The organism is Paraburkholderia tropica, assembly GCF_014171495.1.
GTDB lineage: Bacteria > Pseudomonadota > Gammaproteobacteria > Burkholderiales > Burkholderiaceae > Paraburkholderia > Paraburkholderia tropica.
The window spans coordinates 354,751-376,141 of sequence record NZ_CP049135.1 but is presented as its reverse complement, the minus strand read 5'-3'; the positions used below and the strand labels follow the sequence as shown (position 1 = coordinate 376,141).

At 64.8% G+C, this 21,391-nt stretch carries 21 protein-coding genes; 9 read left to right on the top strand and 12 right to left on the bottom strand.

The features are described from left to right. Positions 1-10 precede the first annotated feature (10 nt). Positions 11-1,912 (bottom strand): cytochrome c biogenesis protein DipZ, encoded by a 1,902-nt coding sequence (locus G5S35_RS16440; RefSeq protein WP_110328133.1) that lies wholly within the window; start codon positions 1,910-1,912, stop codon positions 11-13. A gap of 40 nt (positions 1,913-1,952) precedes the next feature. After that, positions 1,953-2,486, bottom strand: a complete 534-nt coding sequence (msrB, locus tag G5S35_RS16435; protein ID WP_124261765.1) for a peptide-methionine (R)-S-oxide reductase MsrB — start codon at positions 2,484-2,486, stop codon at positions 1,953-1,955. 165 nt (positions 2,487-2,651) lie between these two features. Between msrB and G5S35_RS16430 the strand changes: the two genes are divergently transcribed. Together G5S35_RS16430 and G5S35_RS16425 are read left to right on the top strand one after the other, a co-directional pair. Beyond that, positions 2,652-3,413 carry a response regulator transcription factor gene (locus G5S35_RS16430; protein WP_065058950.1) on the top strand — a complete coding sequence of 254 codons (762 nt, stop codon included), beginning with the start codon at positions 2,652-2,654 and terminating at the stop codon, positions 3,411-3,413. Beyond that, positions 3,410-4,909, top strand: coding sequence for a sensor histidine kinase (locus G5S35_RS16425; protein WP_074985762.1), 1,500 nt, complete (start codon positions 3,410-3,412; stop codon positions 4,907-4,909). Before G5S35_RS16430 ends, G5S35_RS16425 begins: the two co-directional genes overlap by 4 nt. A 96-nt stretch (positions 4,910-5,005) precedes the next feature. Here G5S35_RS16425 and G5S35_RS16420 read toward each other — a convergent pair whose 3' ends face one another. From G5S35_RS16420 to G5S35_RS16410, 3 genes are all read right to left on the bottom strand, one after another. Next, on the bottom strand, positions 5,006-6,691 hold the full coding sequence (locus G5S35_RS16420; RefSeq protein WP_202035004.1) for an ABC transporter permease subunit: 1,686 nt from the start codon (positions 6,689-6,691) through the stop codon (positions 5,006-5,008). Then, positions 6,688-7,704 carry an ABC transporter ATP-binding protein gene (locus G5S35_RS16415; protein ID WP_074985760.1) on the bottom strand — a complete coding sequence of 339 codons (1,017 nt, stop codon included), beginning with the start codon at positions 7,702-7,704 and terminating at the stop codon, positions 6,688-6,690. Before G5S35_RS16415 ends, G5S35_RS16420 begins: the two co-directional genes overlap by 4 nt. An 82-nt stretch (positions 7,705-7,786) precedes the next feature. Then, positions 7,787-8,803, bottom strand: coding sequence for an ABC transporter substrate-binding protein (locus G5S35_RS16410; protein WP_173816841.1), 1,017 nt, complete (start codon positions 8,801-8,803; stop codon positions 7,787-7,789). Between the two features lie 272 nt (positions 8,804-9,075). Here G5S35_RS16410 and hisN point away from each other — a divergent pair, with 272 nt between their 5' ends. From hisN to G5S35_RS16395, 3 genes are read left to right on the top strand one after another with little or no spacing between them, the layout of a single operon-like run. Next, positions 9,076-9,867 carry a histidinol-phosphatase gene (hisN, locus tag G5S35_RS16405; RefSeq protein ID WP_065058947.1) on the top strand — a complete coding sequence of 264 codons (792 nt, stop codon included), beginning with the start codon at positions 9,076-9,078 and terminating at the stop codon, positions 9,865-9,867. A 59-nt stretch (positions 9,868-9,926) separates the two neighbouring features. After that, complete coding sequence (locus G5S35_RS16400; RefSeq protein WP_074985759.1) at positions 9,927-10,697, top strand: DeoR/GlpR family DNA-binding transcription regulator; 771 nt, start codon at positions 9,927-9,929, stop codon at positions 10,695-10,697. A gap of 45 nt (positions 10,698-10,742) precedes the next feature. Further along, positions 10,743-11,180 carry an NUDIX hydrolase gene (locus G5S35_RS16395; protein WP_074985757.1) on the top strand — a complete coding sequence of 146 codons (438 nt, stop codon included), beginning with the start codon at positions 10,743-10,745 and terminating at the stop codon, positions 11,178-11,180. An 83-nt stretch (positions 11,181-11,263) separates the two neighbouring features. Here the strand turns inward: G5S35_RS16395 and G5S35_RS16390 are convergent, their stop codons facing one another. From G5S35_RS16390 to G5S35_RS16380, 3 genes are all read right to left on the bottom strand, one after another. Further along, a complete protein-coding gene (locus tag G5S35_RS16390; protein WP_183039213.1) occupies positions 11,264-12,541 on the bottom strand; it encodes an SUMF1/EgtB/PvdO family nonheme iron enzyme in 1,278 nt (425 codons plus the stop codon). Between the two features lie 164 nt (positions 12,542-12,705). Further along, a complete protein-coding gene (locus G5S35_RS16385) occupies positions 12,706-13,464 on the bottom strand; it encodes a helix-turn-helix domain-containing protein (protein ID WP_074985754.1) in 759 nt (252 codons plus the stop codon). Positions 13,465-13,643: 179 nt separating this feature from the next. Next, the gene (locus G5S35_RS16380) at positions 13,644-14,111 is read right to left on the bottom strand and encodes a universal stress protein (protein ID WP_183039212.1); all 468 of its coding nucleotides are present in this window, start codon (positions 14,109-14,111) and stop codon (positions 13,644-13,646) included. Between the two features lie 356 nt (positions 14,112-14,467). On the opposite strand from G5S35_RS16380, the gene G5S35_RS16375 reads away from it, so the two are divergent. Further along, positions 14,468-16,018 carry an MFS transporter gene (locus G5S35_RS16375; protein WP_065058941.1) on the top strand — a complete coding sequence of 517 codons (1,551 nt, stop codon included), beginning with the start codon at positions 14,468-14,470 and terminating at the stop codon, positions 16,016-16,018. Between the two features lie 223 nt (positions 16,019-16,241). Here G5S35_RS16375 and G5S35_RS16370 read toward each other — a convergent pair whose 3' ends face one another. After that, entirely contained in the window at positions 16,242-16,832 is a 591-nt protein-coding gene (locus tag G5S35_RS16370; RefSeq protein WP_065058940.1) for an acyl-homoserine-lactone synthase, read from the bottom strand. 167 nt (positions 16,833-16,999) lie between these two features. Here G5S35_RS16370 and G5S35_RS16365 point away from each other — a divergent pair, with 167 nt between their 5' ends. Beyond that, positions 17,000-17,320 carry a helix-turn-helix domain-containing protein gene (locus G5S35_RS16365; RefSeq protein ID WP_065058939.1) on the top strand — a complete coding sequence of 107 codons (321 nt, stop codon included), beginning with the start codon at positions 17,000-17,002 and terminating at the stop codon, positions 17,318-17,320. On the opposite strand, the gene G5S35_RS16360 is transcribed toward G5S35_RS16365, so the two are convergent. After that, a complete protein-coding gene (locus G5S35_RS16360; RefSeq protein WP_065058938.1) occupies positions 17,304-18,008 on the bottom strand; it encodes a helix-turn-helix transcriptional regulator in 705 nt (234 codons plus the stop codon). The two genes, G5S35_RS16365 and G5S35_RS16360, sit on opposite strands and share 17 nt — an antisense overlap. Before the next feature lie 537 nt (positions 18,009-18,545). Continuing rightward, positions 18,546-18,983: a DUF3005 domain-containing protein gene (locus tag G5S35_RS16355; protein WP_065058937.1), complete on the bottom strand. Its 438-nt coding sequence runs from the start codon at positions 18,981-18,983 to the stop codon at positions 18,546-18,548. Positions 18,984-19,296: 313 nt separating this feature from the next. On the opposite strand from G5S35_RS16355, the gene G5S35_RS16350 reads away from it, so the two are divergent. Both G5S35_RS16350 and epsC read left to right on the top strand, forming a co-directional pair. Next, positions 19,297-19,530, top strand: a complete 234-nt coding sequence (locus G5S35_RS16350; protein WP_183039211.1) for a hypothetical protein — start codon at positions 19,297-19,299, stop codon at positions 19,528-19,530. Positions 19,531-19,679: 149 nt separating this feature from the next. Then, positions 19,680-20,603, top strand: a complete 924-nt coding sequence (gene epsC / locus G5S35_RS16345) for a serine O-acetyltransferase EpsC (RefSeq protein ID WP_065058935.1) — start codon at positions 19,680-19,682, stop codon at positions 20,601-20,603. A gap of 67 nt (positions 20,604-20,670) precedes the next feature. On the opposite strand, the gene folE is transcribed toward epsC, so the two are convergent. Further along, positions 20,671-21,333, bottom strand: coding sequence for a GTP cyclohydrolase I FolE (gene folE, locus G5S35_RS16340; protein WP_221224358.1), 663 nt, complete (start codon positions 21,331-21,333; stop codon positions 20,671-20,673). Between the last annotated feature and the right edge of the window lie 58 nt (positions 21,334-21,391).

Genomic DNA, 21,391 nt, shown 5'->3' with positions numbered 1-21,391 from the left:
GGTTGGGCGATTAACCGAAAGTGAATGCGAAGGCCTGCACGCCCGGATCGAGAAACTGGATCGCAAAGGTGTGATCGGCCACGTCGCCGGGTTGGCGGACGAGTTGATAGAGACGCTGCTGCGTAATCACGCCGACGCCGTCCGGCGCAACGTCGCTGCCGTGTGCGTGCTCCGGCGCCTTGCCGTCCACTGTCACGCGAAAGCGCACGGGTTTGCCGTCAGGCCCGGGGCCCAGCACCAGATGAAGGTCTCGCGCGTGGAAGCGGTAGACGATTTCGCCGCCCGGCGTTGCCAGCGTGGCGTGCTCCGCGCCGACGCTCCATTCGCCCGCGAGTCCCCAGTGGTTGAGCTCGGGATGCGAGGGCGCGCGATAGTCGCGGGCCCGGTCCTGGGCGAAGCCGCCCGGCGACGCGAAGCCTTCGGCACGCTCGAAGCCGATATAGGTTTCCGGCGAACGCATATCCGCATTGTCGGCTTGCATCTGCACGCCGCGCTCCGCGGCGCCGCCCAGACCGATCGGCACATTTATGGCCTCGGGGTGGCCCGCTTCCACGAGCAGTTGCTGAATGACGCGCTCGGACTGGTCATAGTCGCCTTCACCGAAATGCTGGTAGCGAATCCGTCCCTGGGCATCGGCGAAATAATGGGCCGGCCAGTACTGGTTGTCGAACGCGCGCCAGATCGCGTAGCGGTTGTCGATCGCCACCGGATAGTCGACGCCGAGGTCGTGCACGGCCTTGCGCACGTTGTCGATGTTGCGCTCGAAGGCAAATTCGGGCGCATGCACGCCAATTACGACGAGCCCCAGATCGCGATACTTGCCGGCCCACGCCTTGACGTACGGCAGCGAGCGCAGGCAGTTGATACACGAATACGTCCAGAAGTCGACGATCACTACCTTGCCGCGCAAGGCCTGGGCCGTCAGCGGCGGCGAATTCAACCATTGGACGGCGCCGTCGAGCGGCGGCAACTGCCCGAGCACCGGCAGTGTCGTCGTCGCCGGGCGCAGGGCGTCGGCGGCGCGCATCATCGCGCCGCCGTTGGCCGCCATCGCGCCTGCCGCCATCGTGTTTTCGCTATCCGCGCGCCCGGTCGGCGTATTCGTGGTCTGCGCGGTCTGGGTGGTCTGTGCGCCAATCGACGATTCCGACGAATTGACCGCGCCGCTCATCGCCATCGCGCCGTGTTTCGACGGTGCGAAGGTATCGACGAGATGCTGCTCCAGTCCGCCGGTCGCGACCGTCGAAATGCGTGTGAGGACGCCCGTGTCCAGCCCGAGCGCCACGGCGGCGACGCCGGCGAGCATCGCCACGCCAATCCCGCGCCGGATCCATTCGCCCGCGCCCAGCGAGCGCTTCATGGCGGCGAAGACCCGTCCGCCCAGCAGCAGCGCGACGGCCAGCGAAGTCGCGGCGCCGGCAGCATAGGCCAGCAACAGCAGAGTCGTGCCGATGCTTGCGCCTTGCAGCGCGGCGCCGGTCAGGATCAGGCCGAGAATCGGGCCCGCGCAGGGCGCCCACAACAGCCCCGTCGCGATGCCGAGCAGGAACGAGGCGCCGACGCCGGGCGCGCGCGCCTGCTGCGTCGTTTCGGTCAGCCGGTTGCCGACGTTCACGAGCGGCTGCATGATGCGCCCGGCGAGGCGCGGACTCAGCAGCGTGATGCCGAAGACGGCCAGCAGCACGATCGCGAGCCAGCGGCCATATTCATTGGCCTGGGCGACCCAACCGCCGCCCACGGCGGCGAGCGTGGCGACCGCCGCGAAGGTCGCGGCCATGCCGCCGAGCAGCGGCAGGCCGGAACGCACGAAGGGTTGATCGGCGCGGGCGAACACGAAGGGCAGCACGGGCAGGATGCAGGGGCTCAGGATGGTGAGCACGCCGCCGAGATACGCCAGGGTGATGAGTAACATGATGGTGTTGGAAGAAGCGATAGCGGATCGATCGACGCGCTCAGGCCGCGTGGGGCGTGAAGGTCATGGCGACGCCGTTCATGCAGTAGCGCAGGCCGGTCGGCTTCGGGCCGTCGTCGAAAACGTGCCCGAGATGGCCGCCACAACGACTGCACAGCACTTCGGTGCGGGCCATGCCGAGCGAGAGATCCTCGCGCTCGATCACGGCGTGCGGCAGCGGCGCGTAAAAACTCGGCCAGCCGGTGCCGCTGTCGAATTTCGTGCTCGAGGCGAACAGGTTCGCCGCGCAACCCGCGCACGCGAACGTGCCGTTGCGGTGCTCGTGATTGAGCGGACTGGTGAAGGCGCGCTCCGTCCCCGCATTGCGCAGCACCTCGTATTGGGCGGGCGTGAGGCGCTTGCGCCATTCGGCTTCGGTATGCTCCACGGCGAAATGCCCGGCGGCGCCGGACGCCGCACGCATGGCCATCGCGCCGCCGGCGGGCTGCGCGGCCTTCGCGCGCCATTGACCGAGCGCGGCCATGACGGCGAGCGCGCCGCCGCCGGATAGCAACAGGCGTCTACGAGTATTCATGAGGTTCTCCGTGTTCGTTACACGAAGCATAGGTAGCCGCCGATCTCGAAGTCCTCACGAAAAGTAAAATTAAATGTGATAACTCCGGGCCGGAATTTTCTGCACAATGAGCGATTTAATCCGGACCTTTCATCGGAGCGCGCCGCGCCGGGAACCGAAAACCCCATGGATCAGACCAAACGCGTACTCATCGTCGAGGACGACGCGGATATCGCCAACGTGCTCATGCTGCATCTGCGCGACGAGCATTACGAGGTCGTGCACAGCGCCGACGGCGCCGAAGGGCTGCGTCTGCTGGAGCAGGGCGGTTGGGACGCCTTGATCCTCGACCTGATGTTGCCGGGCGTCGACGGCCTGGAAATCTGCCGCCGCGCGCGGGCGATGACGCGCTACACGCCAATCATTATTACGAGCGCGCGCTCGAGCGAGGTGCATCGCATTCTGGGCCTCGAACTCGGCGCCGACGACTACCTCGCCAAGCCCTTTTCGGTGCTGGAGCTCGTCGCGCGCGTGAAGGCCCTGCTGCGCCGGGTCGAGGCGATGGCGAAGGATGTGCGGCTCGAAGGCGGCACGCTGATGCTGGGCGGTTTTTCGATCGATCCCGTGACGCGCGAAGCGCAGGTCGACGGCAAGCGCATCGAGCTGACGCCGCGTGAATTCGACCTGCTTTATCACTTCGCGCGCCACCCGGGCAAGGTGTTCTCGCGCATGGAACTGCTCAACGCCGTGTGGGGGTATCAGCATGAAGGCTACGAGCACACCGTCAACACGCACATCAATCGCCTGCGCACCAAGATCGAAGCCGACCCCGCACAACCGGTCCGTATCCTGACCGTGTGGGGACGCGGCTACAAATTCGACCCGCTCACGCCATCGACGTCCGGCAATGCCGCGCCTCGCAACAGCGGGCAAGGAGACGCGCCGTGAGACTGTCGTTGACGCAGCGGATATCCGTCGTGTTCTCGGCGTTGCTGCTCGCGTGCTGCGGGGCGTCGGCGTGGTTGCAGATACGGGCGTCGGATCTGCACGATCAGGAGGTCATCCAGGCCTTGTCGCACGACCTCGCGTCCCACATTGCGCATAGCTCGGCGCTCATGGGCCCGGACGGCCCGAGGCCCGCCGCGTTACGCACCTTGTTCGGACAACTGATGGCGGTGAATCCCAGTGTCGAGGTTTACCTGCTCGACGCCAGCGGCCGCATCACCGGCGACGACGCGCCGCCGGGGCACATCCGGCGCACGCGCGTCGATCTGCAACCGGTGCAGCGCTTTCTCGCCAATGACGCGTTGCCGATTCTCGGCGACGATCCGCGCAGCGTGGATGCGAAGAAGGTGTTCAGCGCCGCCGTTGTCCCGGGCGCCGACGGGCGGCTGGCGGGGTATATCTATGTCGTGCTGATCGGCGAAGCGCGCGATGCGCTGGCGACCCGGCTCGCGCACAGCACGGTGCTGCGCACGACGCTTGGTTTGATGGCCGTGGTTGCGTCGCTCGGCCTGTTCGCCGGTCTGATCGCGTTTGGTCTGATCACGCGCCCCTTGCGCCGTCTGACCGACAGCGTGAGCCGGATCGACGCGTCGATCCAGGCGGGCTCGGAGCCGGTGCCGCTCGTGCTGAGTCGCCCGGCGGCGCACACGGGAACACGCGACGAGATCGCCATTCTCGAACGCATGTTTGCGCAGATGGTCGAGCGCATCGGCATGCAGTGGCGCGAGCTCAAACGTCAGGACCAGGAGCGCCGCGAACTCTTCGCGACGATCTCGCACGATTTGCGCACGCCGCTCACGTCGCTGCATGGCTACCTCGAAACCTTGTCGCTGAAGGACGACACGCTCGAAGGCGTCGAGCGTCGCCGCTATCTGGCGATCGCGCTGACCCAGAGTGCGAAGGTGGGACGGCTGGCTCAATCGCTGTTCGAGTTGGCGCGCCTCGAACATGAGAACGTCCAGCTCACGCTGGAGACGTTTCCCCTCGCGGATGTCGTGCAGGACGTGTTCCAGAAGTTCGAGCTTGCGGCGCAGGCGCGCCGGATCCGCTTGCGAGCCGTGGTCCCGCCGCGTTTGCCTGCCGTTTGCGCCGATCTCGCCATGACCGAACGCGTGTTGACCAATCTGCTCGATAACGCGATCCGCCATACGCCCGAAGGCGGCGAGGTCAGCGTCGAGCTTGCCGGCGAGGATAGCAAGGTGAGGGTGGTCGTCAGCGATACCGGGCCGGGCATCGCGCCCGAACTTCGCGCGAATCTGTTCAGGCGTGCATTCAGCTCAGGCGACGCACGTCGCCAGGGCGGCCTCGGTCTGTTGATCGTGCAGCGGATGCTGCAACTGCACGGCAGCGTGATCGAGCTGATCGAGCGGGATCAGCGCGGCGCGACGTTCAGTTTCAGGCTCGACGCCGCGCCGCTGCGAACGGCGCCCAGAACGTAGGCGACTCGTCTGCCGTCGTGGGTGGGTGTGAGGTGTTGCGAAGGGCTTACACGCGTCGACACGACGAGCCGCAGCCTGGCCACGGCGATTCACCTCTCAGCGCACGACGTCGCGTCGCAGCATCACGCGCTTCATCGCAAGACGCATCAGGCCAAGGGCAAGCGACGTCACGACCATGATGCACGTGGAGTAAGCGGCGGCTTGCGAGACGAAGCCGTTTTCATCGAGTTGCATGACGGCCACCGAAGCGAGATTCAGCGAGGGCGTCACGAGAAAGACGACAGCCGAGAGCGTCACCATCGAGCGCATGAACAGAAAGAAAAACACGCTCACCGCCGTTGCGGCGATGAAGGGCAGCACGGCGTCCTGAAGCGCATGGCGCAGGCCGCCGCCCAGGCAATCCACGACTTCTTCGAGCGCCGCCGGCACCGCGCGCAAGCCCGTGCTCATCGTGAGAAAGCCCTGCGTGTGATAGTGGTAGAAGTTGCAGAGCACGATCACGGTGGCGCTGCCGTAGAGCCATGTCGCCAGCGGGCCGCTGTTGAACGCGAGAATATAGGCGAGGCCCACGACCATTCCCGGCACGGCGGCCGGCAGCACGGACACGGTGTAAATCAGCCGCGACACCGCGCCCGGCATGCGGCGCGCGCCATAGCTCAGCGAGAACAACAGCAGCACGCCCAGCGCGGCCGCCGCGAGCGAGATTTCCAGCGACGTGACGATCGCGCCATATCCGCCCGACAATTCGCCCCCGTAGTTGGCGAGTGTGAGTTCGAGGCGGTACGGCCACAAGCGCACAAAACTCGCAAAGACCACGGTCGCGACGGACGCGGCGATCGGCAACAGCGTGAGCAGGCAACCGACGCCGAGCAGCGCGTCACGCAGGCGATTCGCGCGCGGCGTCACCGGTACGCGGCTCTCCGATGCGCCGCCGAATTGCCGTTGCGAAGCGATGCGCTCGATATACACCGAGGCGAGCGATGGCAGCAGCAAGACCATGCCGACGGCCGCGCCCATGCCGAAATTCATCTGCCCGGACACCTGGTTATAGATCTCCGTGGCGAGCACGTGATAATTGCCGCCGATCACCACCGCATTGCCGAAGTCGGTGATCGTTACGGTGAATACAACGAAGGCGGCGGACAGCAGACCAAAACGCGCATTCGGCAAGGTGAGGGCGAAGAATTGCTGCCAGCGTCGTGCGCCGAGCACGTCGGCGGCATCGTAGTAGCGAGCGTCCGATTGTGCGAGCGCCGCGCCGATAATCAGCACGGCCTGTGGCAACGCGTAGATCACGTCGGCGATCAGAAGTCCCCAGAAACCGTAGATTTCGACGTCCCAGCCGGTCCATTTGTGCACGAGGCCGTTGCGCCCGAGCAGGAACAGCATGCCGAGGCCTTGCATCAGCGAAGGCGCGAGCATCGGCAGCAACAGCGTCGCGCGGATCGCGTTCGGCGCGGGCAGACGCGAGCGCTGCAAGGTGAACGCGATCATGAAGCCGAGCACGATGCTCACGAGCGTCGTCGCGGCGCTCAGGACGAGGCTGTGCCACGCCGCTTCGAGCATGCCGGGCGTGCGCCAGAGCGCGACGTAATTGCCCACGCCCAATCGCGCGTCGCCGTTCAGGAGGCTGTGCCACGCGATGACTGCAAGCGGATAGAGGAAGAACAGCGCGAGGCAGGCGAGCGGCACCATGACCATCGCGACGCGCAGCACGGCGCCCATCGCGCGGCCCGTGCGCTCGACGCGCGGACGATTCGTGGCGGCAAGCGAGGCGCTCATGCCGCCACCCATGCGCAGCGATCGTTGGCCACGGAAAGAGTGACCGGCGTGCCCGCTTCCATCGGCAGGCCGCGCGGCTGCTCGGCGAGCAGTTCGCGCCCGCACCAGTGCACGCGGATGCGCGTCGTGCTGCCCAGGAAAGTCGAGTCGATCACGCGGGCGCTCGCGCCTTCATTGTGCGCGCCCGGCGACACGGTGAGATCCTCGGGGCGTACGCACGCTTCGAATGCCGTATCGGCGCCGCCCGGATGATGCGCCATCAAGGCGGGGAACGCATCGCGCACCCACGTCGCCGGCAACAGATTCGAGGTGCCGATAAAGCTCGCCACGAAGCGCGTGCGCGGCCGCTCGTACAGCTCGCGCGGCGAGCCGATCTGCTCGATGCGGCCGTGATTCATGCAGATGATCTTGTCGGCGAGCGTGAGCGCCTCTTCCTGGTCGTGCGTCACCATGATGGTGGGAATGCGCAGACGGCGCTGGACGTCGTGAATTTCCCGGCGCATTTCGACGCGCACCTGGGCATCGAGCGCGGAAAGCGGTTCGTCGAGCAGGAGCAGGGAGGGATCGACGGCGATCGCGCGCGCGATCGCGACGCGTTGCTGCTGACCGCCCGAAAGCTGGCCCGGATAGCGCCCGGCGAGATGCGGCAGGCGAATTAGTTCGAGCAGCTCCTTGCAACGTGCCTCGATCTGCGTGCGCGGCACGCCGCGTATCTTCATGCCATAACCGATGTTCTGCGCGACCGTCATGTTCGGAAACAGCGAGTAGGACTGGAACACGATGCCGAAGCCGCGTTCGCGCGCGGGCATCTCCAGCAGCGAGCGCGTCCCCATCGTGACGCTGCCGCCGTCGGCGTCGAGCAGGCCCGCGATGATGCGCAGCAGGGTGGTCTTGCCGCAGCCGCTCGGACCCAGCAGGCAGACGAACTCGTCCTCCTGCACGTCGAAATGAATGCGTTCGAGCGCGACGTGCCCGGCAAAAGTCTTGAAGAGATCGGAGACGGTGAGATGCATGGGTGACTTCCCTGAGTGGCCAGGCGAGGTTGCCCGGCGTTGCGCCGGGCATGAAACGGACTGCGGGAATGCGCGGCGGCGTTTAATGCATCACGTCGGTCTTGAAGCGCTTGAGCACCGCATCGTGCATCTTCGCGGACGCGGCGAAGTCCATCGGGTACAGCACCCTGGAAACATCGGCGGGCAGGCCTTCGGCGATCTGCTCGGGCGTCGGCTTGATGCCCGGCGTCGTGACGATTTCCTTGTATTGCTGATAGAGCTTCGCGGCGTCGGGCGAGGCGACCCATTCGAGGAAGCGCTCGGTATCGGCCTGATGCGTCGAACTCTTCAGCATGCCCGAGCCTTCGAGTTCGTAACCCACGTACTTCGACGGAATCACCATCTTCACCGGAAATCCGGCCTTGATCGACTGCATGGCGACGAACGCGAACGATGCGCCCACCGCATATTCGCCGGTGCGCGCGAGCTTGCACGGCTGCGAACCCGATGGCGTGAACTGCGCGACGTTCGCGCCAAGACCCTTGAGGATCTGCCAGCCCTTGTCCTCGCCCGCGCCTTGCAGGATCGCCGCGATTTGCAGATAGCCCGTACCCGACGAAGCCGGGTCGGGCATCACCACGTTGCCCTTGTAGACCGGTTTGGCGAGGTCTTCCCACGAAGTCGGCATGGGCAGCTTCTTCGCGGCGAGCGCGTCGGTGTTCACGCAGAGCGCGGCCATGTAGCCGGTCGCGGCGAACCATTTGCCGGCCGGATCGCGGAACTGCTTCGGCAGGCTCGACACGTTCTTGCCGCTCACCGGCGCGAGCTGGCCCGCGATGCGGGGATCGAGCAGATTCGTGAGCGCTTCGCCCCAGACCGCGTCCGCGTGCGGCGCGCCGGACTCGGCGATCATGCGCGCGGCCAGGTCGCCCGTGGACAGACGCAGCACGTTGACCTGCACGTCGGGCATCGCTTTTTTCGCGGCGGCCAGATACGTGGCGATTTCGTCGCTTTCCAGCGCGGAATACACGGTGATCTGCCCGGCCTGAGCCGCGTTCGAGATCGTGCACGAGAGCAGCCCGAGGGCAAAAAGCGAAGTCAGTGTCTTGCGGATACGCATTGCGATCTTCCTGAATGAGTGAGAGGCGACCGAAGAAAGGAACCCCACAAGGTCACAAGGCGCGCGTTGCCGTCTGTGTCGAACCGTGTGTTTGCGCTGTGTGGTTTTGTGGATATTTGCAGAATATTGGCATTGGGTCTAGCAATCAAAAATATCTGCTGCCATGATGGCGACACCACGAAAGCGAGCCTTTCGCGCCCTGGGCGCGGAGGTTTTGCCACACTGTTCACATCACGGCAGCGTCAGCGCTGCCCCAGAAAAGGGCATTCAAGATGAGTCAGGAAAGCGACGATGTGCTGCGCGAATGCGAGGCATTTGCGGTGCAGCTCGCCGACGAGGCACGCGAGATTTCGCTGAGCTATTTCCGCAAGAAACTCGACATCGAAACCAAGTCGGACGAGAGCCCCGTGACCATCGCCGACCGCGAGATCGAGGCGCATATCCGCGCGCGGCTCGCGCAGCGCTTTCCCGCGCATGGCATCTTCGGCGAGGAACACGGGCGCGAGCGCACCGACGCGCAATATGTGTGGGTGATCGATCCGATCGACGGCACGCGCAGTTTCGTGACGGGCTGGCCGATCTGGGGCACGCTGTTCGCGCTGCTGCGCGACGGCGAGCCGGTGCTGGGCATCATCGATGCGCCGGTGACCGGCGAGCGCTGGATCGGCGGCATACGGGGCGCGTGCGACGGGCAGGGCGCAACGCTGCGCACGAGCGGCTGCACGCGGCTCGCGGCGGCGCACGTCTACGCCACCTCGCCCGACATCTTCGATGCAGCCGAACTGGCGGTGTTCGAAGCGGTGAGCCGCGCCGCCGCGAGCCGCCGGTTCGGCGGCGATTGCTACAGTTACGCGATGGTCGCGGCGGGCTACGTCGACGCCGTCGTCGAAGCGGGCTTGCAGCCTTACGACTACCTGGCTATCGTGCCGGTCGTGGAGGCCGCGGGCGGACGCGTGACGGACTGGCAGGGCCGCACGGTGGGCATGGGCAGCGACGGGCGCATCATCGCGGCGGCCACGCCCGAACTGCATGCGCAGATCCTCGAGATCACGCGCCGTCTTTGAGCGCGCAAACGGAGCCGGATTAGCGATGAGGGGACAAGCGATGAGGGGGCAGACAGTCCATGCTGGTTGAGGAGCGATATCGCCGCATCCGCGCGCTGTTGAAGGCGCACGGCACTGTGTCGGTCGATCATATGACGGAGGCGCTCGGCGTCTCGCGCGAAACGATTCGCCGCGATCTCGTCGAGCTCGACACGGCGGGCGAAATCCGCCGCGTGCATGGCGGCGCGATGTTCGTGGAAAGCGAATTGCCGATCAGCGTGCGCGCGGGCATTCGCGTGAAGGAAAAGCGTGCGCTCGCGCGCGGTGCGCTCGGGCATATCGGCAGCGGACAGACGTTGTTCATCGACGCCGGCACCACGACGGCGATTCTTGCCGATGCCCTCGCTTCGCTGAGCGGTCTGCACATCGTCACGAACTCGGTGGCCGTCGCCAACGAACTGGCGGGCGAGCGCGCCGCGAAGTCGGGCGGCCATGCCGTGCATCTGCTTGGCGGCGCATTCAATGCATCGGTTGGCGCCACGTATGGCGGCGCAGCGATTGCCGAGGTGCATCGCTTTCACGCCGATATCGCCTTGCTGTCGCCGGTCGGCGTGGATGCGGTGCATGGCGCGACGAGCTTTGTCCAGGAAGAGGCGGAAATGGCCGACGCCATGAGCCGCAACGCAAAGCAAACGCTCATCCTGGCGGACTACTCGAAAATCGGCGTGCGCAGCAGGGTGGTGTCGTGTCCCGTCGAGCGTATCTCCGCGATTGTGACGAACAGTCGCGCGGCGAAATCGGCTGATGCACAAGCGCTGGCCGAGGCGGTGCGCGCGATCGAATATGTTTAAGCTATTGCTTCGAATGACGCGGCGTCCAAGCCGAGTCCTGGACACATGAAAGAGCGAGCTACCGTTGTTTGCTGGCAGCGTGACCGGATCCTGCTGGTGGAAAGAGGACGGTCGCGCTGGTCACTCCCGGGCGGGACGATTTCGCGAGGCGAAACACCGCTCGAAGCCGCCGCGCGTGAACTCATCGAAGAGACCTCGCTCGAGGGCCACGCACTCGACTATGTTTTCCAGTTCGGCGGGCTGAACAAGCGCCATCACGTGTTCTTCACGCTCCTGCCGGACGATGCGCGGCCGAAGCCGAGCAATGAAATCGTGAGCTGTCGCTGGTTCCGTCCCCGGAAGGTCGGCACACTCGTGGCGAGCGTGCCGACCCGGCAGATCGTCGCGCTGCTTTTTGGAGCGGCGGGCACGGCGTCGGACTTCGACGTGGCTGCATCGAATACGCGCGGAAAGGATGATGCGAGGCTGGAGTTTGTGCCTTGAGGATTTTGGGGCACGTGGGGGCACGGCATTGCGCCTGTGAAGCCGCTCTAGGCGCCTTCACAGGTCAACGCACGCTTTTTTCGTCAACCCTTCGCACAACGAAACCCCGCGTACACATATTGATAACGCGGCTGAAACCAGTTGCGGAACGTCGGCCGCTGCATGCAGCCCGCGGTGCGCGCGGAGCCGCCTTTCATCGCGTAGTGCTGGCCGTCGAAGAAGTTGGCCGAATAGCCTTCGTAGAACGGAAACGGCGTGAAGCCGCGCAGCGGAGCGAACACCGTCGAGGTCCATTCCCAGCCGTTGCCGTATAGGCCCTCGACGCCCCAGGTGCTGGCGCTGTCCGGCGTCGAGTCGACGGCGACCGGGTCCCAGCTGCGGAAGTCGAAGTTGTCGGTTTCGCCGGGCAACGCGCCGTGCGCCGCGCGCTGCCATTCGGCTTCGGTCGGCAGCCGCGCGCCGCGCCAGCGCGCGAAGGCGCTCGCTTCCGCGTGACTCACGTAGACGGGCCACGCGAGCGGCAGCGGAATATCGTCGAACATCGTGCGCAGACGCCAGCCCTGCGCACCGCGATGCCAGAACACCGGATGCTCGATGCCTTCGGCCTCGCGCCAGGCCCAGTCGGCCTCGGTCCAGAGGTCGCGGCGGCGATATCCGCCATCGTTCACGAAATCGAGAAACGCGCCGTTCGTGACCATATAGCGGTCGATCTCGAACGCGGGCACGTCCACCTGCTCCTCGCCGAATTCGTTGTCCCAGCCGAACAGGCCGCGTTCGAGCGTCATGCCCAGTTCGGTGCGGCCGGCCGGCACGCTCACCATCTCCGGCGTCACCGCGTAAAGGTGGTCCGCGAGCGTACGCGCGGCGCCCGGCGCCTGCTTTTGCTCGAACGGCAACTGATGGAGCATGTAGGAGAGCGTCTCCACATGCATCAGACGATGCTCGATCGCGACGTTCAGCAACTGCCCCGGCGTGTCGTGCATGGAGGCGACGGGCGCCAGATCGAGCCCGGCGAGGCGCGCGTCGATACGCGTACGGGCGTCGCGTGCGTAGTCGCGCACGGCGTCGAGACTCGGCCAGTCCGAGGGGACATCGGTCGGCAGCGCGCCATCGACGGGATCGATGCCGAAGGCGAACAACTGGTCGAGCTTCGCGTCGGCGGACGGCAGATCGAACAGGCGCTGATCGAACAGATTGCGGTCGAACGCTTCCAGATGACCGATATAGAACACGATGCGATGGCGCTCGCGAATCGGGCGTTCGTAGAGAAATTCGGGCTTGACGAGGGCGAAGAGCGCGTCGCTGGCCGCACGGGCGTCGGCGAGGCGGGCGGCCAGCGTGGGCGTGATCGGGAGCTGCATTGCGGCGAGTCTCCTGGCGTGGGCGGTGAGTGAGACTCTACCGCTGCGCACGCGCTGTGCCAATGCACTTCGAATGACGGCGCGGCGTGGGGCGTGAACGCTGTCAGGAGGACGTAAACGGCCGCGCGCCGCCTGACAAGGGCGGCGCGCGGAGGAAAACGGGCTTACAGATGCCGCAGCCCTTCGATGTCGATAATCCGGATGAGCTTGCCCTGCGCGTCGATCAAGCCACGCTTTTGAAATCTTGACAGGGTGCGGCTGACGGTTTCGAGCGTCATGCCGAGGTAGCTGCCCATGTCCTCGCGCGTCATGCGCAGGTTGAACTCGGCGTGCGAATAGCCGCGCTGACCGTTACGTTCGGAGACATCGAGCAGGAAAGCGGCCACGCGTTCGTCGGCGGACAGCGAGCCCAGCACCATCATCTGCGACGATTCGCGGATCAGTTGCTCGCTCATGAGCCGGTGCAGGCGGTCCTGCATGGCGCCGGTTTCGCGGCACATGTGCTTGAGGGCCGGGTAGGGAATGATGCAGACCGAACTGTCTTCGAGCGCCACGGCGCTGCACGTGTGGACGTCGGTGCTGATGCCGTCGATTCCCAGCGGATCGCCTGCGAGACGCAGGCCGGTGACCTGCTCGCGGCCGTCGCGGTGCGCCATGACGGTCTTCAGCGAGCCGGAACGCACGGCGTAGAGGCTGTCGAACGGGTCGCCGGCGCGGTAGAGGGATTCGCCGCGGCGCACGCTGCGCGCGGTGCAGATGAGCGCTTCGAGCTTGGGCAGGTCGTCGAGCGCGAGCCCCTGGGGCATGCACAGATGACGCATCGCGCAACTCGAGCAGCGCGCCGAGGAGCGCGGGCTCGTCACTGGTGCGCGGCTGCCGCGCCTCACGGTGGTGGTATGAGTAACGACGGTAGGGGTCAGCATTTGCACGCTCCTTTAATCGGTTTCGGAGCATTCTCCCACCAGGGTTGAATCTCAAAATGGCGGCAAAAGGACGCGCTTTTGAGATGAAACCGCTTGCGCCTTGTCAGAAGGCGCTTTCGCGGCAAATGACAAGGCGCAAGTGCTACCTGAAATGCATGATTTATTCGATTATCTCGATATTATTCCGGGATATTAACCGCGCTCGCGGCACTCGGAATCAGCAATACCGGCAACGTCGATTGACGCACGCAGCGCTCGGCCACGCTGCCGAGAATCAGACGCTGAAAACCGCGACGTCCGTGCGTGCCCATGACGATCAGATCGGCGCCGCTCGTTTTGGCCGCATCGAGCACGAGTGTCGGCACGTCGTCGAGCGAGGAGGCTTCGCCGGTCAGCATTTCGCCGGACACGCCGCGCTCGCTCATCAGCTTGTTCATTTGCTCGGCGAGTTCGTTGCCCTGGGCGATCATCTGATTGCGCAGGATCGACGGGTCGTAACCGGGCGCGTCGAAATACATCGGCGTGTTTTCAACGACATAGAACGGTTGCAGCGTCGAACCCATCGCCTTGGCGAGTTCGAGCGCGGCTTCGAATGCGCGGCGCGACGTTGCGCTGCCGTCCACCGCCACCAGGATGCGTTTGTACATGGAACCTCCGCGTAAATGAGCCCGAAAACAGGCGCGGCTGCGCGCATCCGGACATCGGCGGCCGGTGCGGCATCTCGCGATCTCCAATGAGCTTAAAGGATCACTGACAAAGATGCAGTGTCGCTGTATGAAAGATGGAAGGCGAGTGCAGTCGGATCAAGACCTCTGCGTCAGACGGCCACGTGCAGCATCTGTCAGGATAAACTGACAGATGCTGCACGTTCCGCTTAATGGTCTGGTTGCGCGCACACCGTCAGGCCGCTATCGTTGCGTCTCTTTAGTCCTTGCGCGCCGCAGCAATCCCCGCCGTGACCTCTACCCACACTCCCTTGCCGTTTCGCGACGCGCTACTGGCCATGCTCGGCATCGGCCTCGTCAACATGCTGGTCGCGCTCGATCAGACCGTCGTCAGCACCGCTTTGCCCTCGATCGTCGCCGAACTGCACGGTTTCGAGTACTACGCGTGGATCGCCAGTGCCTATCTGCTGGCCTCGGTGGTGACGGTGCCGGTGTTTGGCCGTCTCGGCGATTACTTTGGCCGCAAGCGCTTCGTGCTCGCCGCCGTGATTGTGTTCACCGTGGCTTCGGTGCTGTGCGGACTGGCGACCGACATGCCGTTTCTCGCGGCCGCGCGCGCGTTGCAGGGCGTGGGCGGCGGCATGATGGTGGGCACCGCGTTCGCGTCGATCCCCGATCTCTTTCCCGATCCGCGCGCCCGCGTGCGCTGGCAGGTCGTGATGGCGGCCGCTTACGGCATCGGCACGGCGGCGGGGCCGTCGCTGGGCGGCTGGCTCAGCGAGCATTTCGGCTGGCGCTCGACCTTCATGGTCAATCTGCCGGTCGGCGTGCTGGCGCTGTATTTCATCTGGGCGCATCTGCCGAACTATCGCCATGCACGCACCGGCGAGGTGAAGATCGACTGGACCGGCGCGGCGCTGGTCGCGGTCGTGCTCGGCGGCTTTCAGACCGTGATCGAAGGCGTGCCGAAGGACGGCTTCACGACCGGCAATCTCGCCCTGATCGCGCTGGTGGCGGTGGGGGCAGTGGCGTTGCTGATCTGCGAGCGGCGCGCGACGCATCCGATCATCCCGCTCGACCTGTTTCGCGATCCGCAGCTCGTCACGCTCTTCACGCTCTCGGTCCTCTCGGGCTTCGTGATGTTCTCACTGATCTTCTTCGCGCCGCTGCTGCTGCAAGGCGGCTTCGGCCTGTCGCCGCAGGTCGCGGGGCTGCTCGCGACGCCGATCGCCGCCTGCATCGCGCTCGGGAGCCTGGTCAACACGCGCATCGTGATTCACCTGAAGAAACCCACGTCGATCCTGACCGTGGGTTTCGGCCTGCTGGTGGTGGCCTCCGTGGGCCTCGCGTTCGCGACGCGCACGACGGCGCATCTGTGGCTCGAACTGTCGATGGGCGCGGTCGGCATCGGCCTCGGCTTTATCCTCAACAATCTGAACGTGTTCGGCCAGGAGATCGCCGGGCGCGAACGTTTCGGCATCACGACGGCGCTGCTGCAATCGACGCGCATGGTGGGCGGCATGCTCGGCACGAGCGTCGTCGCGACGATCGTGAACCATCGCTACGCGGCCGGCATCGGCGACGCGCTCGCGGTGCTCGGCGCGCCGGGCGCGGCCCGCTGGCAGCCGCAGCTGTCCGACCCGCGCGTGCTGATCGATCCGGCGTTGCGCGACGGCCTGACCACGCAGATGAAGGCCGCGGGCCTCGATGGCGCGGCGCTCATCGAGGCGGTGCGGCACGTGCTGGTCGACGCGATTCACCTCGGCATCGGCCTGACCGGACTCGCGGCGCTGCTGGCGGCGTTGTGCGTACGCCGCATTTCGCACATCCGGTTTGGCAAATCCGCCACAAAAGCGGCGCCGGCCAGTTCGCCGGCGCAGCCCGAATGACGGTAAACGGCCGTCGCAAAATCGACGAGCGCCGATAAAACGGTTGCCGTGCGGTTGCCGTGTTCCCCGGATTTACGTGCCAGGCTCGCCCGCTGCGACGGTTTTCTGCCGTCTTCGACGCAATTCGTCAGACAAAAGCGTATGATGCCTGACGCCTGCGTCGCGAGCCTGGGCGCGAAATCCGGGGTGGCCGGAGTGGTTTCGGAGACTTTCGAGGCGCGCGTCAGGCGGCCGCGGCCATCGGTCCGAAGATCGCGTTATGCGTCTGCTCGCTCATGGCGATGTCGAGCGCAACGGCATTTTCCACGCCGATGCGCATCGGCGCGCCGAGGCGGGTGATCTCCATGCCGGTGCGGCGCAGCATGCGTTCGATCGGCGTGGTGGTCACCGTCACATAGCGCGAAATGCCCATGCGGTCGGCGAACTGGATCGCCGATTGGATCGCGTGCATGGTCAGTTCGGCGAAGCCAAAAGCCTGATCGTTGCCCGTTTCGATGGCAAAACGGCTCAATTCCCAGATATGGCGGCCCGTGGGCGCCGATTCGCCGTGCAGCAGCTGCGGGAAGGTGTCGCGCAGCATGTTGGGACCGTCCGTCGGCATCAGGCGCCAGCAGCCGCGCACCTGCCGCTCGTCGTCCTGGATCAGCATGTAATGCGGGCCGAGCGCGTCGTACCCGTCGATTTCCATGCCGGCGATGGTGGGAATATCCCAGCCCATCCGGTCGCGGAAAACCCGCGCCCGCAGTCGGTACATCTCGTTGATGTCTTCGTTGGCGAACTCTTGACGCAGTCCGATCCGGATCGCAGCTTGCATGACAACTCTCCCTTGAACTTGTGGAGGGGCAGCGGTATGGATCGAAAGCTATGCGTTATGAATATAAAAAAACACCTATCCAGATAGGTAGGTGCGCAGGGAGGGTCAGTTCTGGAGAATGGCTGGGCGGCAGTCACTCATCAGGCATATCTGACAGCGAGGTCAAAATGGAACTTCTGGACAATCATCAATGGCAGGCAGGCACGAATTCCCTTCATAACGCGGGGGACCTGTCGTCGGTAATCGACCGTGTCCTGATCATCGCGTATCGGAAAAAGAAGAAGGAAAGCCAGCGCCGCTTCTGGGCGCGTTTCGGCGTGACGCAGTCGCGCGGCAGCCGTTTCGAATCGGGCGCGGAGATTCCGCCGCCGGTGTCGATCCTGCTGGGTCTGTACTTCAACAAAACGATTTCGGACGGCGATCTCGGCCGTGCGGAGCGCGTCCTGCGGCGTCCCGAGGCGCCGATGATGCTTAGCCCGGGTCAATAAGACCCATCTGCGTCGCAATCACGGCTGCCGCGCGCCGTGAGTTCACGCCGAACTTCCCGCGGATATTTTTCATGTGGAAGTTCACGACGGCCTCGGAACAATTGAGGATGTGCGAAATCTCCCAAGTGGACTTGCCGAGGGCAGTCCACTTGAGGCATTCCTTTTCGCGCGGCGTGAGCTTGGGAACCAGCGACTGGGCGTGATCGTTCAGGTGACGCTGGCTCGTGTCGAGCACGAGATCCCGCAGCAGGACAAGGTTCGGCAGCGCACGGTTGACGTCCTGCCAGAACTTGTCTGACGGGTTAACATCGTTGACGAAGCACAGCATGCCGGTTTCCTGGCGCGGGCCATGGATCGGCAGCGTAATGCCTGCACGCAGCCCATGCGAGCGGGCTTCTTCATACATGGTTTGCTGCTGCTCGGTGGCAAACAGTTCCGGCGACCAGATCAGCGGCGACGAGCGCGTGGTGCAATGCGTCACCGTCGGGTCGAAATACGCCATCCCATGGTCGTTATAGGTCTGACGCCACGCGGCCGAGTAATTCGTCCGGATGAACGCGTCCTCGAGCCGCATGCCGGCGCGCGGCAGGATCGCCAGCATGACCTGGCCGAAACCCCACGAAACGGCGAGCTGAGACACCGCGTCGAACCACGCGGCCTCTTCGGGCGCGTCGAGCACGGGCGACATCTGCTCAATGAAATGTAGAGGCACGTCAACACTCTCCGTCTGCGGTGGGCCAGTCCGCTACCAGCGCCCGGGCGGGCACTGGCCTCGCTTCTTATGATGTAACAATTTATCACTAAATTCCGTAACGATCGCCTTTATCCCCCGGCGCTGTGGGCTTTGCGCCAGGGGTTTGCCCGCCTTTCGGGAAAATCCCTGGCGAGTAATTCACCGTCGACTGAACAAAAGTGCCGCTGCGCGCGAGCCGCGACCCGCTTTCGTCGCCGAAAAACGGCACTGGATTTCCGCTTTCTTTACCGATTCTGTAATTCGCTTAATCAAAATCGGTAATAAAGCAGCGAAGGCGGCGGGATTTTACCGTCGAAGCCGCGGCGCGCGAATGGCAAAAATGACAGACAGGGTTAAGTGGACGGCAGTTTTATGCCGTTTAAGGTGGGTCAATTACGTTTTTGACCGACATTTTTTAATCGGCGTTCACGCGCGCATGACAAAACCGCATGACGAAATCATGTCGTCATGCGTGCGACGGGCTATCCGCCATTACGTTTTACGATGCAATTCGACGATGCGCGTCGGTCGCAGATGATTGATCGCGTAATGCAGACGCCCTGGGCTGCGGCGCGTACCGCGCTCGGGTGAATCGGCGAACTGCTCGTCGGCGGCGACAGGCGATGCCGGCGGCGCCATGCCCTTGTCGACGGCTTCGAAATCCGCCTGCGGCGCGAACGGATGACGATGCGCGCCGCCGCGGCTGTCGAAACCCGCGAGGCCGTCGTTCGCTTCCGGCATGCTGTTGTCGAGCGTGGCGTTGCTCGTGGTGACTTCGTCGGGGCCGATGTGGCCGGCGCCTGCGAGGCGCGCGGCTTCGCGATTCTTGCCGTCGGTGTCCACCGTGCTGTCGTGCGTGCGGTCGTTGTGCAGTTCGGCGCTGCGCGGTTGCGCGGTTTGCGCGGCATCGGTTCGGTCGGATTGGTTCATGATGCCCTCCGTGAAAGAGGCGGGGCCGAAAACAGCAGGCCGGGTCAACCCCGTTTCAGCAACTGGCGTTCCACGTCTTTCTGGACACTGGAATCGGACCGAAAATCAAGCCGGTACGCCAGGAGAACGCCTCCAGCGATTTTGCATTTTTTTCGTTGGATCGCCGTATTTCCTCGGAGTATGATCCTCTTTCAACGAGTTGGCGCGCTTTAGATTAACGGCCTGAAATCACGGCCGGGCTGTGGCTTTGCCGCATCGATTCTGCACGCGCCTGACAATAATCGAACGAGGCAGTCAGGGCCGGACGAGACACATGCACTTCGACGCTGCATTCACGCATCGCGGTTACCTGCTCAACTGTGCGCCGGCGCGTGCTGGCGACGGTACGTATCAACCCTATGTCGTGATTTCGCGTTCCAGCGACGGCGAACTCGTTGCCAATCGTTTTTTCCCGTCCGATCTCCGTTTTAACGACGAAAGAGCCGCTATCGCGCACGCACGCGACTGGGCCGTGCGCTGGATCGACGCCAGCAGCGTCACGCTCTGACACTTCCCGCACGTTCCGCGCAGTTTTCGCGCGGCGACTGAATCCGCGCGCCATGCCACGGCGGACCTCGGCGAACTCTCTCGAAAAGCGGTAATCTCTGGGGTCGATACACTCCTCTGTGCGGCCCAAGTCGCCGCCTGCGCATCACCATGTCCACACCTGCCAGCCCCGACTGGGGCCTCGAACAGATCGTCGCCGACCTGCGCGCGTCGCGCGAGGAACGCCACCGCACGCGCCATCCGCTCGGCATCCGCGAATTGCCCTCGCGCGACGCCGTCGGCAATATCGTGCAGGGTCTGCGTGCCGCGTTGTTTCCAACGCATTACGGCGCGCCGGACCTGACCGACGAGAGCGTCGATTACTACGTCGGCCATACGCTGGAAAGCACGCTGCGTCTGCTCGCCGAACAGATCCGCCGCGCGCTGCGTTTCCTGCCCGAATACGCCGACGCCGCCGACGACGTGCTGCGCAAGCGCGCCTTCGAAGTGGCGCGCGAGTTCGGCCATCAGTTGCCGGGCATTCGCGCGCTGCTCGTGAGCGACATTCAGGCGGCGTTCACGGGCGATCCGGCCGCGCAGCACATCACCGAAATCCTGCTCTGCTATCCGGGCGTCTGGGCGATGACGCATCACCGGCTCGCGCACGCGCTGCATCGTCTCGGCGTGCCTTTACTCGCGCGCTTCATCAACGAGATCGCGCATTCGGCGACCGGCATCGACATTCACCCCGGCGCGCAGATCGGTCCGAGCTTCTTCATCGACCACGGTACGGGCGTGGTGATCGGCGAGACGGCGATCATCGGCGAGCGCGTGCGCGTCTATCAGGCGGTGACGCTCGGTGCGAAGAGTTTTGCGGCCGATCTCGACGGCACGCTCGTGAAGGGCAACGCGCGCCATCCGATCGTCGAGGACGACGTGGTGATCTACGCGGGTGCGACGATTCTCGGCCGCGTGACCATCGGCAAGGGTTCGGTGATTGGCGGGAACGTTTGGCTCACGCATAGCGTGCCGCCGGGCAGCAGCGTGCGCCAGGGCAAGATCCGCGAAATCGAGCGCGGCAACGACGGCCAGTAAGCGCTCAAACAGCGCGGGTAAGCACCGCGAAGGACGCCGCGAGCGCGGCGTCCGTCTGATCGCTCGATCAGGTATTCGCCACGCTCATCGCGCCGGGATTGCCGACGATGGCGAGAAACTCGCGGCGCGTGGACGGGTCGGTGCGGAACGTGCCGAGCATGCGCGACGTGACCATCGACACGCCCGCCTTGTGCACGCCGCGCGTCGACATGCATTGATGCGCGGCTTCGAGAATCACGCCCACGCCCTTGGGTTGCAGCACGTCGTTGAGCGTGTCAGCGATCTGCGCGGTCATCTTCTCCTGAATCTGCAGACGCTTCGCGAACGCGTCGACGAGACGCGCGAGTTTCGAAATACCCACCACGCGATGCTCGGGCAGATACGCCACGTGCGCGCGGCCGATGATCGGCACCATATGATGTTCGCAGTAGCTTTCGAAGCGGATGTCCTTCAGCACGATCATCTCGTCGTAACCGTCGACTTCCGAGAACGTGCGCGACAGGATCTCGCGCGGATCGAGCTGATAACCCGCGAAGAATTCCTCATAGGCGCGCACCACGCGCGACGGCGTATCGATCAGACCTTCGCGCGCGGGGTCGTCGCCGGCCCAGCGCAGCAGGACGCGCACGGCGTCTTCCGCTTCGCTGCGCGACGGGCGCGCGGCGATCTCGACAGCGTCCTTCGACGGGCGTTTCTTGCCTTTCTTTTCAGTGTTCTTTGTGTCGCTCATGCATCGGCTCCGGTCATGTGGCCGACGCCCGCTCGGCGCGCCACGAACGCGCATTGTT